The sequence below is a fragment of the Mycobacterium sp. 141 genome, assembly GCF_000382405.1.
GTDB lineage: Bacteria > Actinomycetota > Actinomycetes > Mycobacteriales > Mycobacteriaceae > Mycobacterium.
Window position 1 is genome coordinate 72,829 of the sequence record NZ_KB908275.1, and the last position, 14,565, is coordinate 87,393.

A 14,565-nucleotide genomic window follows, 5' to 3' on the forward strand; every position below is an offset into this window, starting at 1 on the left:
ATCACCGCGGCAGTGGGCAGGCCATCAACAGACCCTTGAGCTCGTCGTAGTACTGCACGCCCAGCATGGCGTGGCGACCCTTGTCGTTGGTCCGCTCAGCCTCGGCGATCTGGCCGGCCAAATCACCCAGCCGTCGGGCATGTTCGGCAGCCTTGCCCGAAGTCACCTGCTTCGCCTGGTCGCCGATCACCTTGGCCCATTCGTTGAAGTCGCCGACCGTCGGACCCTGGTTGGCGGAGAACGACGGCAGGATCAGACCGGAACTTGCCCGGCTGGACTGCACCAGGGGCTGGGCCTGGCGGCAGCCCTTGCCGGAAAGGTAGGTGAGCGTCACCGAAGCGGCGACGATGACCACGGCCAGGGCCGCGGCGGCCACTGCGAGCCTCTGGGTGCGGGGTTCGGCATCGGGAACTCGCCTGCGCCACATCACGTGCGCGAAGATTGTGGCTGCCATCGCGAGCACCGCCAACAAGGTGGCCTCAAGCAGATTCCCGACACCGGATGCCGAGTTGGTGGCCCCTAAAGTCGCCAACGCGGCGAGCAACACGAGCAGCCACTGCCAGAATCCGCGTCGACGCGCGTAGGCGTCGACGTCACGGAACTGGACGCCGATGGTGGCGCCGACAGCCGCCAGCACGGCCACGAGGGCGGGAACGATGTATGCGGTGATTTCTTCGGTCATCTGCTCACGCCGTCCAGCCGGTCCGAGATGTCTTCGGGCAGCGAGATATCCGCCACCGCAAGGTTCTCTACCAGGTGCGCCGGTGACGACGTTCCCGGAATCAGCAGGACGTTGGGCGCGACCGATAGTGTCCATGCCAACACGATCTGCGCCGGCGTGTAGCCGAGGTCGCCTGCGGCCTGCCGGACAATGTCGTTGCCGAGCACGGGACTGTTCGGATCGAATGCCGAACCGAGCGGAAAGAATGGAACGAACGCGATACCGTGCTCGACGCACAGGTCCAGGACCGGCTGCGCGCTCCGGTCGATGATGTTGTAAGCGTTCTGTACACACGCGATTGCGGTGTGGCCCAAGGCAATCCGCAGATGCTCGGGGGAGATGTTGCTGAGGCCTATGCCGTCGATCAATCCTTCGTCGCGGGCCGCGATCATAGCCGTCAGTTGCCGCTCGAACAGGTCGTGGTCGACGGTGGTGGCGGCGCCGATCCCGTTGCCGTCGTGGATGCGTAGGTTCACCGCGGCCAGCCGGTCGATGTCGAGGGTCCGCAGGTTGTCCTCGATCCCGCGGCGCAATTCGCCGGGATCCTGGGCCGGCAACCACTGCCCCTGCTCATCGCGGCGGGCGCCGACCTTGCTGACCAGCGCGAGGTCCGACGGGTAGGGGTGCAGCGCGGCGCGGATCAACTCGTTGGCGACGGCGGGTCCGTAGAACTGTGCGGTGTCGATGTGGTTGACGCCCAACTCGATAGCGCGTCGGAGCACCGACAGAGCTTGCTCGCGGTCCCGCGGCGGGCCGAACACGCCGGGCCCGGGCAATTGCATGGCACCGAACCCGACGCGCGACACCGCGAACGGACCTAGGGGGAAGGTCTGCATGCCGGTCAGCCTACGCAGACCTTCGTGGCCGGCTATTCCTCGCCGAGGATCTGGTAGATCTCGCGGCGTGCGACGTTGACGATGTCGAGGATGCGTTGCTGCTGTTCTTCGCTCGCGGTGTGCACCGACTGTGCGACGGCGCCCATCAGCTGGCCGACGGCGGCGCGCATGTTGACGGCGTTGGGGTCGGCGTCCTCGGCGATGGCGTCCCAGGGCGCGGTTTCGATCTGTTCGGCGGCCGCGCGGCCTTCGTCGGTCAGCTCGAAAGTCTTCTTGCTGCCTTCGCTTTCGGCCGGGGCGATCAGGCCCTCGTCGACCAGCAGCTGCAGCGTCGGGTAGACCGAGCCCGGGCTGGGCCGCCACAGATTGTTGCTGCGTTCGGCGATCTGCTGGGTCATCTCGTAGCCGTGCATGGGACGCTCGGTCAGCAGTTTGAGGATGGCGGCGCGGACGTCACCGCGCCTGCCGCGGCCGCCGTTACGTCCGCGGCCACGGGGGCCGCCGCCGAAGCCGGGGCCGAAACCCGGACCGAAGCCGGGGCCGAAACCGAAGCCTGGGCCAAAACCGGGACCACCGAAGCCGCGACCGAACGGGCCGTGATGGCCTGCGGACTCTTCGCGGACGTGATCGCGGAACTCGCGCCGGGCGCGGCGCCGCTCATCGTGCAGGGCCCGACGGTCGCCGGGTCCGAAGCCGAAACCGAAGCCGCCCGGGCCGAAGGGGGGATTGGGGGGTGTGAATGGGGTGTTCATGGGTGAGGTTCTCTCTTTCGACGGGAAGCGTCGGATGCGCTTCCGATGCATTAACGATATATCGGAAGCTATCGCGATGCAACGATCAAATCAACGTGGCTCGTCCAAGCGGCCGGCCAGCCAGCTCGCCCACTCCGCCTGCACGGTGTTGATACGCAGGCCGAACTCCAACGCGGCGTGCCCATAAAAATCTGCCACGTCGTCGGTCCAGGGGATCGAGGCTTCGAGGGCCTTGAGCCGGTCCACCTCGGCGGAGCAGTGGCCGGCCAGCGCCAGGAGGTGCTCGCGCGCCTGGTCGGGAGGCAGTTCGCCCAGCAAGAAGACCCGCAGCAACTCAGCGCTGCGCTCCGGCGGATCGTCGGCAGGATTGCGGATCCATTCCATCAGTTCTTCCCGGCCGGCTGTGGTGACCCGGTACTCCTTGCGACCACGCGGCCCGATGTCGGATACCTCGATCAAGCCCGCCGCGGCCAGCTTGTTCAGCTCACCGTAGAGCTGACTCTGCGTGGCCGGCCACACGTTGGCCATCGATTTCTCGAACCGTCTGAGCAGGTCGTATCCGCTGCCCGGGTGTTGGGCCAGCAGGCCGAGTGTGGCCATTCGCAAACTCATGGGAGCATCTTAACCTCCACTATTGACATGTCAGTAGTGGAGTGTCACCGTGGATGCCATGACCTCAGCCCTGCCCATCGGTGAAACCGAATTCTTCCGGCGCGGCAATTACGCGCCCGTCGCCGACGAACTCACTGAATATGACCTGCCCGTCGAGGGTGCCATCCCGCCCGAACTCGACGGCTGGTACCTGCGCAACGGACCGAACCCACGCCAGGCGACCGCCCACTGGTTCACCGGAGACGGGATGATTCACGGCGTCCGCATCGAAGGTGGCGCCGCCAAGTGGTATCGCAACCGCTGGGTGCGCACCGACAGCTTCATCGAGGACTTCCCGCTCTACAACGCCGACGGCAGCCGTAACTTGCGGGCCGCGGTCGCCAATACCCACGTGGTCAACCACGCCGGGAGAACCCTCGCGCTGGTGGAGAGTTCGTTGCCGTACGAGATCACCAACGAGTTGGAAACAGTGGGCGCCTACGACTTCGGTGGCAAGCTCATCGACTCGATGACAGCGCATCCCAAGATCTGCCCTACGACGGGGGAACTTCATTTCTTCGGGTACGGCAGCATTTTCGAGCCGTACGTCACCTATCACCGGGCCGACGCCGCCGGCGAACTCACCGTCAACCGAGCGGTGGATGTCAAGGCGCACACCATGATGCACGATTTCGCGATGACCTCCGGGCACGTCATCTTCATGGACCTGCCGGTCGTGTTCGATCTCGACGTCGCGCTCAAGGGTGACGGTGATATGCCCTACCGGTGGAGCGATGACTACGGTGCCCGCTTCGGCGTCATGCGCCGCGACGATCCGAACGCCCCGATCCGCTGGTTCGATATTGACCCGTGCTATGTCTTTCACGTGGTGAATGCGCATGAGATCGGCAATTCGATTGTGCTGCAGGCGGTCCGCTACCCCGAACTGTGGCGGGACAACGGTGGATTCGACGCGGAGGGGGTGCTGTGGGAATGGCGAATCGACCTGACGGCAGGCACCGTCAGCGAGCGTCAGCTAGACGATGCCGGCGTGGAGTTCCCACGGATCGACGACCGCCTCGCCGGACTGGATGCCCGCTACTCCGTTGCCGTCGGCGCAAAAGCCTGGATTCGCTACGACCTGACCACAGGTGACGCGGTTCGCCACGACCTCGGTTCCGGCGGTCCCGGTGAGGCGGTGTTCGTTCCCGGTGCCGGTCCGGCCGGCGAAAGCAACGGGTGGTATCTCGGCTACGTCTACGATCCCGAACGTGACGGCAGCGATCTGGTGATCCTCGATGCCTGTGCCTTCACTGGCAAGCCGGTGGCGAAAATCGCGCTGCCGCAGCGTGTTCCCTACGGATTCCACAGCAACTGGATCAGCGGATAAGTAACGTATCGGGCCATGGTGGTGAAATGGCTCGACAAGCCCGAAGATCATGATTTCGACGCGGCCGCGGACTACCTGTCGCTCGTGGCCGAGTCCGACGCGGTCGACAAGACGGTGTCGGCGCTGAAGAAGGCGCCGCCGGTCACCCGTAAGGCCAAGGACATTTTGCGGGCGGCCGGGCTGACGTTGTTGCCCGAGACCAATGTTCATGTCCGCGCTGACCTGGCCAAGATCACTGGCGGCAAGAAGCTGTCGCCGATCCTGCTGGTGCGTGGCGACGCGCGCAAAGGTTCACCGCTGCAGGTGGCCGACGGCTACCACCGCGTGTGTGCGAGTTACCTGACCGACGAGAACACCGACATACCGTGCCGGTTGGTGTCGTGGCAGTCGTGATGTGCTGACATGACGGGCATCGGCTTCGGCACGCTCGCACTGATCATGGTGATCGGGCTCACCGGCCCGGCACTGGCATCGGTGCCGCGGATGCGGATCCCGGTGGTGATCGGCGAGCTACTGGCCGGAATCATCTTCGGTAGAACCGGACTCGGTGTCATCGACGACACCGACCCGACCTTCTCGTTGTTGGCCAACATCGGCTTCGCGCTGGTGATGTTCGTTGTCGGCACTCACGTTCCGGTGCGAGATACCACCCTGCACAGCGCGATTCCCAAGGCGCTGGTACGAGCACTGCTGGTGGGTGCGGTGGCCGCGGTGCTCGGCGTGGTGCTGGCCCGGGCGTTCGGCACTGCTCACGCGCTGATGTATGCCGTGCTGATGGCGTCGTCTTCGGCGGCGCTTGCCCTACCGGTGATCGACGGGCTGCGGTTGCAGGGCCCACAGGTGCTTTCGGTCACGGCCCAGATCGCCATCGCGGATGCGGCGTCGATTATCTTGCTGCCCTTGGTAATCGATATTCAGCAAGCCCCGCGGGCGGCTCTGGGGGCGTTGGCCATCGCCGGCTGCGCCGTGGTGGTGTACGTGTTGCTGTGGGCCGAGAACCGGGCCGGACTGAGGAAACGACTGCACCATTACTCCGAGGATCACGAGTTCGCCCTCGAATTGCGCATCAGCTTGATCCTTTTGTTCACGCTCGCGGCTGTCGCTGTCGCGACCCACGTCTCGATCATGCTGGCCGGCTTCGCGCTGGGGCTGGTGATATCGGCGATCGGTGAGCCACGCCGGTTGGCCCGGCAGCTCTTCGGCATCACCGACGGGTTCTTCGGGCCGTTGTTCTTCGTGTGGCTGGGGGCTTCATTACAGGTGCGCGAACTCGGCCACGATCCCAAACTCATCGTGCTCGGCGCTGCGCTGGGTTTCGGTGCCGTGCTCGCCCACACTGCGGGTCGGTTGACGGGCCAGTCGTTGTCGCTGGCGGCGTTCTCGGCAGCGCAGTTGGGGGTGCCCGTGGCCGCCGCGACATTGGGCAATGAACAACATCTGCTCAGGCCGGGGGAGGGGTCGGCGATGATGCTCGGGGCGCTCATCACCATCGCGACGACGTCAGTCGCCGGGGCGCTGGCCGCGCGCTCGGCGGCCGCTAAGCAACCACCGGAGGCGGCCTGAACTCAGGGTTTGGCAAATCCCGCTTTCGCAAGCGCCTTCTGGCCGGCCTCACCGGTGACGAGGTCGACGAAGCGATGGGCCGCAGCAGCGTTCTTGGACTGCTTGAGCACCGCGATCGGGTAGGTGTTGACGGCCTCGGCGGCCTCGGGGAACGGCACAGCGGTCACCTTGTCACCCGCCCCGGCGGCGTCGGTGACGTAGACGACTCCGGCGTCGGCCTGCCCGGTGGTGACCTTATTGAGTACGTCGGTCACCGAGGACTCCTCGCTGACCGGATCCAGCGTGATACCGGTGACCTTCTCGACAGTCTGCGTCGCTCCGCCGCACGGCACCGGTGGGGCGCACACCACTACGCTGACGCCGGGCTTGGTCAGATCGCGGAATGACGTGATGTCTTTGGGGTTCCCGGGCGCCACCACCATGGTCAGCGTGTTGGTCGCGAAATTGACCGGGTTGCCGTCGAGCAGACCGGCCTGGGCGGCCTTGTCCATGTTGCGAGCGTCGGCCGACGCGAACACGTCAGCGGTGGCGCCCTGGGTCAACTGCGTGACCAGGTCCGAGGACCCCGCGAACGAGAACTCCACGGACGAGCCCGGGTTGTCTGTCTTGTACTGGTTGGCGATCTCGGTGAATGCGGACTTCAGCGACGCCGCGGCGAACACCGTGATCGAGCCGGCTTCGGACGCCGAGCTGGGTTCCGAGGTGGAATTGGACTGGCAGCCGGTGGTCACGGCCAGCACCATCACACCGGCGATGGCCAGCGCACGCACACGGGTCATGAGATTCCTTTCGGGGGTTTCTACGATCACTGTGCTTCTACGATCACTGTGCTTTGACCACCGCGACAGCCACGCTGCCGACCCGCAGCTCGGCGGCCTCGCGGATCCGGATGTGCCGGGGCACGGCGTCAGCGTAACTACCAGTGCACTACCACTGCCAGGACCAAACAACCGCATCTGCGGACTCGGGCGGCGGATTTGTTCGTGGCTGCGGTCTCGACCATGGAGACGGTCTCGACCAGGAGTCAGGAGTAAGGAAACCGAAGCGGCGGTTCAGGCGGCCTTTGGACGAGATCGGGCAACGGCTCGCCTGTACGACACTGCATCTCGCCTGTACGACACTGCATAAAGTCCCGCGGAGTCGTCGACCGCAGGTCGGCTCCGATCGGACCTCAATCAGTGAAATCTGCCACTCCGTGACGGTTCATCGGTGATACTGGCCCCGAGGCACTTCCGCCGCACTGGAGCGTCGGCAGTCTGTGGAAATTTGCCTTGCTGAATTCTCTTGCCCAAACGTTTCAGCTGGTGTTTACTAGCGGTATACGTTGATTCCTACCACGAGACAAGGTGCATAAATATGTCCCCTGACCTCGAACTTGCTACCCTGGCTGAAAAGTCAGGAACGAAGTTCATCCTTGCAATGTTTGTGGACTTGCGAGGAAAGCCCTGTGCCAAGCTGGTACCGGTCGAAGCCATCGATGAACTCACCAAGGAAGGCGTGGGCTTCGCCGGCTACGCCGCCGGGGCCATGGGACAGGAGCCTAAAGACCCCGATCTGATCGCAATTCCCGATCCGGTGTCGTTCACCCCGATTCCTTTTGTTAAGGAAGGGCTGGCGCTGGTCCATTGTGATATGTACGTCGAGGGCAAGCTGTGGCCGTACGCGCCCCGCAACATCCTCAAGGCGATGGTCAAGCGCGCCGCCGACGCCGGCTTCGAGCCGTGGATGGGCGCTGAGGTCGAGTACTACTTGCTTAAGCGCAACGAGGATGGCTCCCTCACCACCGCAGACGTCCAGGACGTGGCGGCCAACCCATGTTATGACGTCCGCGGCCTGACCCGGATGTACGAGCACCTCTCGGGGATCTCCGCGGCGATGAACCAGCTCGGCTGGGGCAACTACGCCAACGACCACGAGGACGGCAACGGTCAGTTCGAGCAGAACTTCCAATACGACCAGGCTCTGGTCACCGCTGACCGGGTGGTGACGCTCCGCTACCTGTTGGCGATGAGCGCCGAAGAGCGCGGCATGATCGCCACGTTTATGCCGAAGCCGTTCTCCGATCGCACCGGCAGCGGGTTGCACCTGCACATCTCTCTGACCAGTGCCGGGACACCCGTGTTCCCCACTGACACCGACGATCGAGGCCTTGGCCTGTCGGACACCGCCTACCACTTCATCGGCGGCATACTCGAGCACGCGAGTGCGCTGCAGGCCATCATCGCGCCGACCGTCAACTCCTATAAGCGGACCCGCGCGGTCGCGGTGAGTTCGGGCGCGTCCTGGGCGCCGAACAGCCCGACGTTCGGCGGCAACGACCGCACGCACTACGTCCGCATTCCCGACAACCAGCGCATCGAGCTGCGTGGCGGCAGCGGGTGCGCGAATCCGTACCTGGCGGCGGCGGCAGCCCTCGGCGCCGGCCTCGATGGAATCGCCAACAAGGTCGATCCCGGCGAGATGGGGGCGCAGGCGACCTCGCGGCCCGCGCTGCCGGTAACTCTGCTCCACGCCGTGGAAACGCTTGAGTCCGATCCCGTGATCATGGAAGTTCTGGACGCGGCCGGTAAGGAGGCGGGCGTCTCCAAGTACTTCGCCGACCTCAAGCGAGACGAATTCTTCACCTACCACAGCCAGATCGGTTCGTGGGAAATCGACGAATACCTGACGGCTTTCTAAGAAGGGAGATCAAAACAAATGTGCGGAATCGTGGGGCTGCATCTGCGCAACCCCGAACTGTATCCGAGGCTGGGCGAACTGCTCACCGGGATGTTGTGCGAAATGTCCGACCGTGGAATGGATTCAGCGGGTGTCGCTGTCTACGGAGACCCCAACTGGACGCCGTCCGGACAGGGTGTCGTGTCGCTGCTCGAGGTTGACGCCCCGGATTACGAGGTTGCAGCCCTCGTCGGCGAAAAGGCGGGTGTCAAGGTCAACGTGCGCGTCCTCGACGCGACTTACCTGTTGACCGCGTCGATCGACTCCGAGGCGCTGCTCGCCGCCGCTCGTGAGGCCCTCCCCAACGCGCTGGTTGCCGGCTTCGGCGCCGACCTCGCGGTGCTCAAGGGCGTGGGTGCTCCGCGGACCCTCGCGGAAGCCTGGGGCTTGCCGAAGGCGCAGGGTTGGCAGGGTGTGGGGCATACCCGCATGGCCACCGAGTCTGCAGTCACCCCGGCCGGGTGCCACCCCTACGCGGTGGGTACCGGGCAGTGCCTGGTGCACAACGGTTCGTTCTCCAACCACGCCACCGTGCGCCGGGATCTGCGCCGGGAAGGTGTGCACTTCGACAGCGAGAACGACACCGAGGTGGGCGCCCGCTTCGTGGCGCATGAGCTGGCGAAGGGTCGTGACGTCGAAACCGCATTGAAGGAGCTTTGTGCCACCTTCGATGGGTTCTACACCCTGCTGGTGTCGAACCACGACTCGTTCGCGGTCGTGCGCGATGCAATCTCGTGCAAGCCTGCCGTGATCGCCGAGACCCCCGACTTGGTCGCGGTGGCGAGTGAATACCGTGCCCTGGCACATCTGCCGGGTGTCGAGAACGCAAAGATCTGGGAACCTGAGCCCGAGGTGGTGTACGCATGGAGCCGTTGATATTCGACCTGGAAAAGACGCCACTGCGGGAGGTAAACGCCGCCCTGCATGCGCCGGATCTGTCCGGTGAGTTCATCATCGAGCACCCGTTCGGGGCGCACAGCGTCGCGGTCGGTGTCAACGCACCGGTCAAGATCACGGTCAACGGGCACCTGGGCTACTACGGCGCGGGTATGAACCAGCAGGCCGAGATCACCATCAACGGAAATGCCGGCACCGGCGTGGCCGAGAACATGATGAGCGGCACCGTGTGGGTCAAGGGCAACGCCTCTCAGTCCGCGGGTGCGACTGCGCACGGGGGACTGCTCGTGATCGAGGGCAACGCCTCGGCGCGGTGCGGTATCTCGATGAAGGGTGTCGACATCGTGGTGGGCGGCAGCGTCGGCCACATGAGTGCCTTCATGGCGCAGGCCGGACGCCTGGTGATCCGCGGCGACGCCGGCGAAGCGCTCGGTGACTCGATCTACGAGACGCGGATCTACCTGCGCGGCAACGCCGCATCACTGGGCGCCGACTGTGTCGCCAAGGAGATGCGGGCCGAGCACCACGAGGAGCTCGCCAAGTTGCTCAAGGCGGCAGGGTTCGAGGATGACGACACTGCCTCCTACACGCGGTACGGGTCTGCCCGCAACCTCTACCACTTCCACGTCGACCACGCCGGAGCATACTGATGAGCCAAACAGACGACGACCGGGCCAGGCTTGGCCTGCGCGAGTCCGCCACTTTTGACCGGACTACGATCGCCGCCATCCAACAGGCCGCCGACACGGGTATCTACGACATCCGTGGCTGGGGCGCCAAGCGGAAGCTGCCGCACTTCGACGACCTGCTGTTCCTCGGCGCGTCGGTGTCGCGTTACCCCCTCGAGGGCTACCGCGAGAAGTGTGCCACCAACATCGTGCTTGGTGACCGGTTCGCGAAATACCCGCTGCACCTTGACATTCCGATCACCATCGCGGGCATGAGCTTCGGTGCGCTGTCCGGACGTGCCAAGGAGGCCCTGGGCCGTGGCGCCAGCGCGGTGGGCACCTCCACCACGACTGGTGACGGTGGTATGACGCCGGAGGAGCGGGGCCAGTCGAAGAACCTGGTCTACCAGTACCTCCCGTCGCGCTACGGCATGAACCCCGATGACCTGCGTAAAGCAGACGCCATCGAGGTTGTGCTCGGGCAGGGTGCCAAGCCGGGTGGCGGCGGCATGCTCCTGGGTCAGAAGATCTCCGAGCGCGTCGCTGGAATGCGTACCCTCCCGCAGGGTATCGACCAGCGGTCGGCGTCGCGGCATCCCGACTGGACTGGCCCGGATGACCTGGCCATCAAGATCGCGGAAATCCGTGAGATCACCGACTGGGAAAAGCCGATCTACGTCAAGGTGGGTGCTACCCGCACGTACTACGACGTGAAGCTCGCTGTCGCTGCCGGTGCCGATGTGGTCGTCGTCGACGGCATGCAGGGCGGTACCGCGGCAACCCAGGAAGTGTTCATCGAACACATCGGTATTCCTACGCTGGCCGCGATTCCGCTGGCTGTGCGGGCGCTGCAGGAACTGGGTATGCACCGCAAGGTCCAGCTGATCGTCTCCGGCGGCATCCGCAACGGTGCCGACGTTGCCAAGGCATTGGCGCTGGGCGCCGACGCGGTGGCCATCGGAACCGCTGCGTTGATCGCTCTCGGCGACAACGATCCTCGGTACGCCGCTGAGTACGAGAAGCTGGGCAGTGCCGCCGGCTTCTACGACGACTTCCAGGACGGAAAGGATCCGACGGGCATCAGCACGCAGGATCCCGACCTGGCAGCCCGATTCGACCCGATCGAGGGCGGTCGTCGGTTGGCGAATTACCTGCGGGTGTTGACGATGGAACTCCAGGTCGTCGCACGCGCTTGCGGTAAGGCGCACGTGCAGCACCTGGAGCCCGAGGACATGGTGTCCTTGACGGTTGAGGCGGCGGCGATGTCTCGCATCCCGCTCGCCGGAACCTCGTGGGTCCCCGGTACGGCTTACTGAGATTCCCTGGTACGGCCTACTGAGTTGAACAAGAGTTGGTGATTCCACCGTCCGGTTCCCCGGACGGTGGAATCACCGCTCTCGGCGCTCGCATAGCGTGCGCCACTCATCTGATTTATGAATGTGGTTGTCGGGGACCGCAATTCGTTGACCGAGCTTGCGTCTGTTGGACGCAAGCTCTTCTGGATTCTGCGGCAGATGTCAAAGCCGTCCCAACAGTGAGTACGACCTACTCAACTCGCTCCCCACTCGTGTCGTCGCCGAGGACGGGGCTAGCGGCGTGCCTATCCGCTTACTAGGTCGACTACCGAATCTTGTTGAAATCAAGCCGCTTTCCCTCGATGGCTTATCAGCAAAGTATGCGGAGGCTTTTCCCGAACAACGTGGTGTCCTTGGATTGCTCGGCAGTCTTCGACGGTGGACGGATCAACCTGGGCGGGCATCTAAGGCAAGCTCGCCACGCCACCGCGCCAAGATCATGGCTGAGCTGGAATATCGACGGCCCTAGCCCATACACGCTCAAAGCCGCGATGAGGGCGATGTTTATGCGCGGCTCGCGTGTCGAAAATGTGATCTTGCACTCGGATCCTGGCAGTCAGTACACAGCCTCTGTCCAGGTCTCGGCAGCGCCCGCGCACGGGCTGCGCCGCTCCACGGATGCCACCGCATCTACTGGCACAATGCCGGTGACGGATCACTGTGGCCAACATCCAAACACAATTGCAACTACCGCCGCGCTTTCCGCTTCGACCCGGAACTGGTTGCAGCAGTTGATAATTGGATGTGTTTCTGCAATCGTCGGCGTGGGCATTCGGCGAGCGAAAAATGTTCCGTCACCTACGGGCACACTTTGAAAATCACCGCGGAAGCAAGCTGGCCGTGGCCACTTTCCCCAGGGGATTCTAGATCTCGACCGCCCGCCCAACGCTTGGCCGGCCCTCTATCCCAAGCCGCCCAATATAATTGCAGTGATCACTTGACATTGATCGAGAAACTACAGTGGAGGGGTGACCGACGCCTCGCTCCTGCGCAACGTCTCGGGTATCGCGAGGGATCGCGGTCCGGACGAGTCTGTCGAGGCGCTCGAACTCGAAACAGCTATCGCGCGCAATGTCCGGCAGTTGCGCCTGCAACAGGGTCTGACCCTTGGCGAGATGGCTACCACGGTCGGCATCTCCAAAGCGATGTTGTCCAAGATCGAGAATGCCCAAACCTCATGCAGCCTGTCGACGTTGTCGCTGCTCGCCAAGGGGCTCAATGTGCCGGTAACGTCGCTGTTCCGCGGCTCGGATGTGGAGCGCCCCGCTGCGTTTGTCGAAGCCGGCACCGGCGCGAGAATCGCGCGCGACGGCACGCGCGTGGGCCACGAGTACCAGCTGCTGGGCTCCCTGCGAGGTGAGCACAAGCGGCTGGAATGCCTGCACGTCACGCTGACCGAAAAGAGCCGGACGTACCCGCTGTTTCAACATCCCGGTACTGAATTCATCTACATGCTCGATGGCGTGATGGACTACAGCCACAGCCGCTCGGTGTACCGGTTGCACCCCGGTGACTCGCTCCTGCTCGACGGTGAAGGCACGCACGGGCCATTGGACCTAATACAGCTGCCGATCAGGTTCCTGTCGGTGATCACCTTCCCCGACTCTCACCTCTAGACGGCGGATCTCTGGATGGTCGGGGAGTGTCGCAGTAACGGTGTAAGTGGCCTTAAAGCCCCCGGTGTGTCGGGGGCGGAAAGGTCACCTGATGACCGAGACTGTCGTGGCTGTGGAGCCATCGCAGAATGACTATGACGATCCCGCTCCGGCGGCGATTGATATCCCGCGCGGCCGTGAGGTCGATGAACTCGAGGTGGCCCGGGAGCTGGTGCGCCAGGCCCGGGAGGCCGGTGTTGCACTGACCGGCCCGGGTGGGCTGTTGAAGGCGATGACCAAGACGGTCATCGAAACCGCGTTGGATGAGGAGCTTTCCGAGCATCTGGGGTATGACCGCCACGACCCCGCGGGTCACGGTAGCGGTAACTCCCGCAACGGAACCCGCTCGAAAACCGTACTCACCGACTCGTGCGGCAATATCGAGATCGACGTGCCCCGCGACCGGGCCGGCACCTTTGAACCGCACATCGTCAAGAAACGCCAACGGCGCCTCACCGACGTCGACGAGGTGATCGTGTCGCTGTATGCCCGTGGGCTGACCACAGGCGAGATCAGCGCCCATTTCAGCGACATCTACGGCGCCGAGGTCTCCAAGGACACCATCAGTCGGATCACCGATCGCGTTGTCGAGGAAATGACAGCCTGGCATACGCGTCCACTGGAGCGGGTGTATGCCGCGGTGTTCATCGACGCTCTGCACGTCAAGATCCGCGACGGCCAGGTCGGTCCCAGGCCGATCTACGCGGCCATCGGGGTAGATCTGGCCGGCCATCGTGACGTGCTGGGTATGTGGGCAGGTGAGGGTGACGGCGAGTCGGCCAAGTACTGGCTCTCGGTGCTGACCGAACTGAAGAACCGCGGCGTGGCCGACATCTTCTTCCTGGTCTGCGACGGCCTCAAAGGACTGCCGCAATCGGTGGGTGCGGCGTTCCCCGACACCGTCGTGCAGACGTGTGTCATTCACTTGATCCGCGGGACGTTCCGTTACGCCGGGCGCCAGCATCGTGATGCGATCGCCAAGGCCATCAAGCCGATCTATACCGCGGTCAACGCCGAGGCCGCCGCGGCGGCGTTGGATGCCTTCGAAGCCGAATGGGGACAGCGCTATCCGGCAGCAATTCGGTTGTGGCGCAACGCGTGGAGTGAGTTCATTCCGTTCCTGGACTACGACACTGAAATAAGGAAGGTGATCTGTTCAACCAACGCCATCGAATCCTTGAATGCCCGCTATCGCCGTGCGATCCGGGCCCGTGGACATTTTCCGACTGAGCAGGCCGCCTTGAAATGCCTATACTTGGTCACCCGGTCACTGGACCCGACCGGGACCGGCCAGAAGCGGTGGACGATGCGCTGGAAACCAGCACTGAATGCCTTCGCGATCACCTTCGCCGACCGCATGCCGGGAAGCGAAACTGCCTAACAGAACACGCCGCTTACACCGTTAATCGGACAGTCCCG

Annotated in this window: 14 protein-coding genes; 9 read left to right on the forward strand and 5 right to left on the reverse strand. The window is 64.1% G+C overall.

What is annotated here, in order from left to right; genetic code table 11:
* Position 1: 1 nt before the first annotated feature.
* The 4 genes from H276_RS0120430 to H276_RS0120445 form a co-directional block, all read right to left on the reverse strand.
* The gene (locus tag H276_RS0120430; RefSeq protein WP_019973145.1) at positions 2–682 is read right to left on the reverse strand and encodes a hypothetical protein; all 681 of its coding nucleotides are present in this window, start codon (positions 680–682) and stop codon (positions 2–4) included.
* Positions 679–1,557: an oxidoreductase gene (locus H276_RS0120435; protein ID WP_019973146.1), complete on the reverse strand. Its 879-nt coding sequence runs from the start codon at positions 1,555–1,557 to the stop codon at positions 679–681. Before H276_RS0120435 ends, H276_RS0120430 begins: the two co-directional genes overlap by 4 nt.
* Before the next feature lie 32 nt (positions 1,558–1,589).
* Positions 1,590–2,309, reverse strand: coding sequence for a PadR family transcriptional regulator (locus tag H276_RS0120440; RefSeq protein WP_019973147.1), 720 nt, complete (start codon positions 2,307–2,309; stop codon positions 1,590–1,592).
* A 90-nt stretch (positions 2,310–2,399) separates the two neighbouring features.
* Positions 2,400–2,921 carry a PadR family transcriptional regulator gene (locus H276_RS0120445; RefSeq protein WP_019973148.1) on the reverse strand — a complete coding sequence of 174 codons (522 nt, stop codon included), beginning with the start codon at positions 2,919–2,921 and terminating at the stop codon, positions 2,400–2,402.
* A 58-nt stretch (positions 2,922–2,979) separates the two neighbouring features.
* Between H276_RS0120445 and H276_RS0120450 the strand changes: the two genes are divergently transcribed.
* The 3 genes from H276_RS0120450 to H276_RS0120460 are packed head-to-tail and all read left to right on the forward strand — an operon-like array spanning position 2,980 to position 5,853.
* Positions 2,980–4,290, forward strand: coding sequence for a carotenoid oxygenase family protein (locus H276_RS0120450; RefSeq protein WP_019973149.1), 1,311 nt, complete (start codon positions 2,980–2,982; stop codon positions 4,288–4,290).
* Between the two features lie 15 nt (positions 4,291–4,305).
* Positions 4,306–4,683 (forward strand): hypothetical protein, encoded by a 378-nt coding sequence (locus tag H276_RS0120455; protein WP_019973150.1) that lies wholly within the window; start codon positions 4,306–4,308, stop codon positions 4,681–4,683.
* A gap of 9 nt (positions 4,684–4,692) precedes the next feature.
* Positions 4,693–5,853, forward strand: a complete 1,161-nt coding sequence (locus H276_RS0120460) for a cation:proton antiporter (protein ID WP_019973151.1) — start codon at positions 4,693–4,695, stop codon at positions 5,851–5,853.
* A 2-nt stretch (positions 5,854–5,855) separates the two neighbouring features.
* Here H276_RS0120460 and modA read toward each other — a convergent pair whose 3' ends face one another.
* A complete protein-coding gene (gene modA / locus H276_RS0120465; protein WP_019973152.1) occupies positions 5,856–6,632 on the reverse strand; it encodes a molybdate ABC transporter substrate-binding protein in 777 nt (258 codons plus the stop codon).
* A 577-nt stretch (positions 6,633–7,209) separates the two neighbouring features.
* On the opposite strand from modA, the gene glnT reads away from it, so the two are divergent.
* The 6 genes from glnT to H276_RS0120500 all read left to right on the forward strand — a co-directional run bounded on the left by glnT (position 7,210) and on the right by H276_RS0120500 (position 14,527).
* Positions 7,210–8,532: a type III glutamate--ammonia ligase gene (glnT, locus tag H276_RS0120475; protein ID WP_026357242.1), complete on the forward strand. Its 1,323-nt coding sequence runs from the start codon at positions 7,210–7,212 to the stop codon at positions 8,530–8,532.
* Positions 8,533–8,550: 18 nt separating this feature from the next.
* Complete coding sequence (locus H276_RS0120480) at positions 8,551–9,447, forward strand: glutamine amidotransferase (RefSeq protein WP_019973154.1); 897 nt, start codon at positions 8,551–8,553, stop codon at positions 9,445–9,447.
* Entirely contained in the window at positions 9,435–10,118 is a 684-nt protein-coding gene (locus H276_RS0120485) for a protein glxC (protein WP_019973155.1), read from the forward strand. Before H276_RS0120480 ends, H276_RS0120485 begins: the two co-directional genes overlap by 13 nt.
* Positions 10,118–11,452 carry an FMN-binding glutamate synthase family protein gene (locus H276_RS0120490; RefSeq protein WP_019973156.1) on the forward strand — a complete coding sequence of 445 codons (1,335 nt, stop codon included), beginning with the start codon at positions 10,118–10,120 and terminating at the stop codon, positions 11,450–11,452. The genes H276_RS0120485 and H276_RS0120490 overlap by 1 nt, the downstream gene beginning before the upstream one ends.
* Before the next feature lie 1,007 nt (positions 11,453–12,459).
* Entirely contained in the window at positions 12,460–13,107 is a 648-nt protein-coding gene (locus H276_RS0120495) for an XRE family transcriptional regulator (RefSeq protein WP_019973157.1), read from the forward strand.
* Between the two features lie 88 nt (positions 13,108–13,195).
* The gene (locus H276_RS0120500; RefSeq protein WP_026356883.1) at positions 13,196–14,527 is read left to right on the forward strand and encodes an IS256 family transposase; all 1,332 of its coding nucleotides are present in this window, start codon (positions 13,196–13,198) and stop codon (positions 14,525–14,527) included.
* The last annotated feature ends 38 nt before the right edge of the window (positions 14,528–14,565 follow it).

Excerpts from the sequence above, each read along its gene's own strand:
- H276_RS0120450 (WP_019973149.1), top strand. The coding sequence starts at position 2,980 with ATGACCTCAGCCCTGCCCATCGGTGAAACCGAATTCTTCCGGCGCGGC.
- H276_RS0120435 (WP_019973146.1), bottom strand. The coding sequence starts at position 1,557 with ATGCAGACCTTCCCCCTAGGTCCGTTCGCGGTGTCGCGCGTCGGGTTC.
- glnT (WP_026357242.1), top strand. The coding sequence starts at position 7,210 with ATGTCCCCTGACCTCGAACTTGCTACCCTGGCTGAAAAGTCAGGAACG.
- H276_RS0120460 (WP_019973151.1), top strand. The coding sequence starts at position 4,693 with ATGACGGGCATCGGCTTCGGCACGCTCGCACTGATCATGGTGATCGGG.
- modA (WP_019973152.1), bottom strand. The coding sequence starts at position 6,632 with ATGACCCGTGTGCGTGCGCTGGCCATCGCCGGTGTGATGGTGCTGGCC.
- H276_RS0120440 (WP_019973147.1), bottom strand. The coding sequence starts at position 2,309 with ATGAACACCCCATTCACACCCCCCAATCCCCCCTTCGGCCCGGGCGGC.
- H276_RS0120490 (WP_019973156.1), top strand. The coding sequence starts at position 10,118 with ATGAGCCAAACAGACGACGACCGGGCCAGGCTTGGCCTGCGCGAGTCC.
- H276_RS0120480 (WP_019973154.1), top strand. The coding sequence starts at position 8,551 with ATGTGCGGAATCGTGGGGCTGCATCTGCGCAACCCCGAACTGTATCCG.
- H276_RS0120485 (WP_019973155.1), top strand. The coding sequence starts at position 9,435 with ATGGAGCCGTTGATATTCGACCTGGAAAAGACGCCACTGCGGGAGGTA.
- H276_RS0120430 (WP_019973145.1), bottom strand. The coding sequence starts at position 682 with ATGACCGAAGAAATCACCGCATACATCGTTCCCGCCCTCGTGGCCGTG.
- H276_RS0120445 (WP_019973148.1), bottom strand. The coding sequence starts at position 2,921 with ATGAGTTTGCGAATGGCCACACTCGGCCTGCTGGCCCAACACCCGGGC.
- H276_RS0120455 (WP_019973150.1), top strand. The coding sequence starts at position 4,306 with ATGGTGGTGAAATGGCTCGACAAGCCCGAAGATCATGATTTCGACGCG.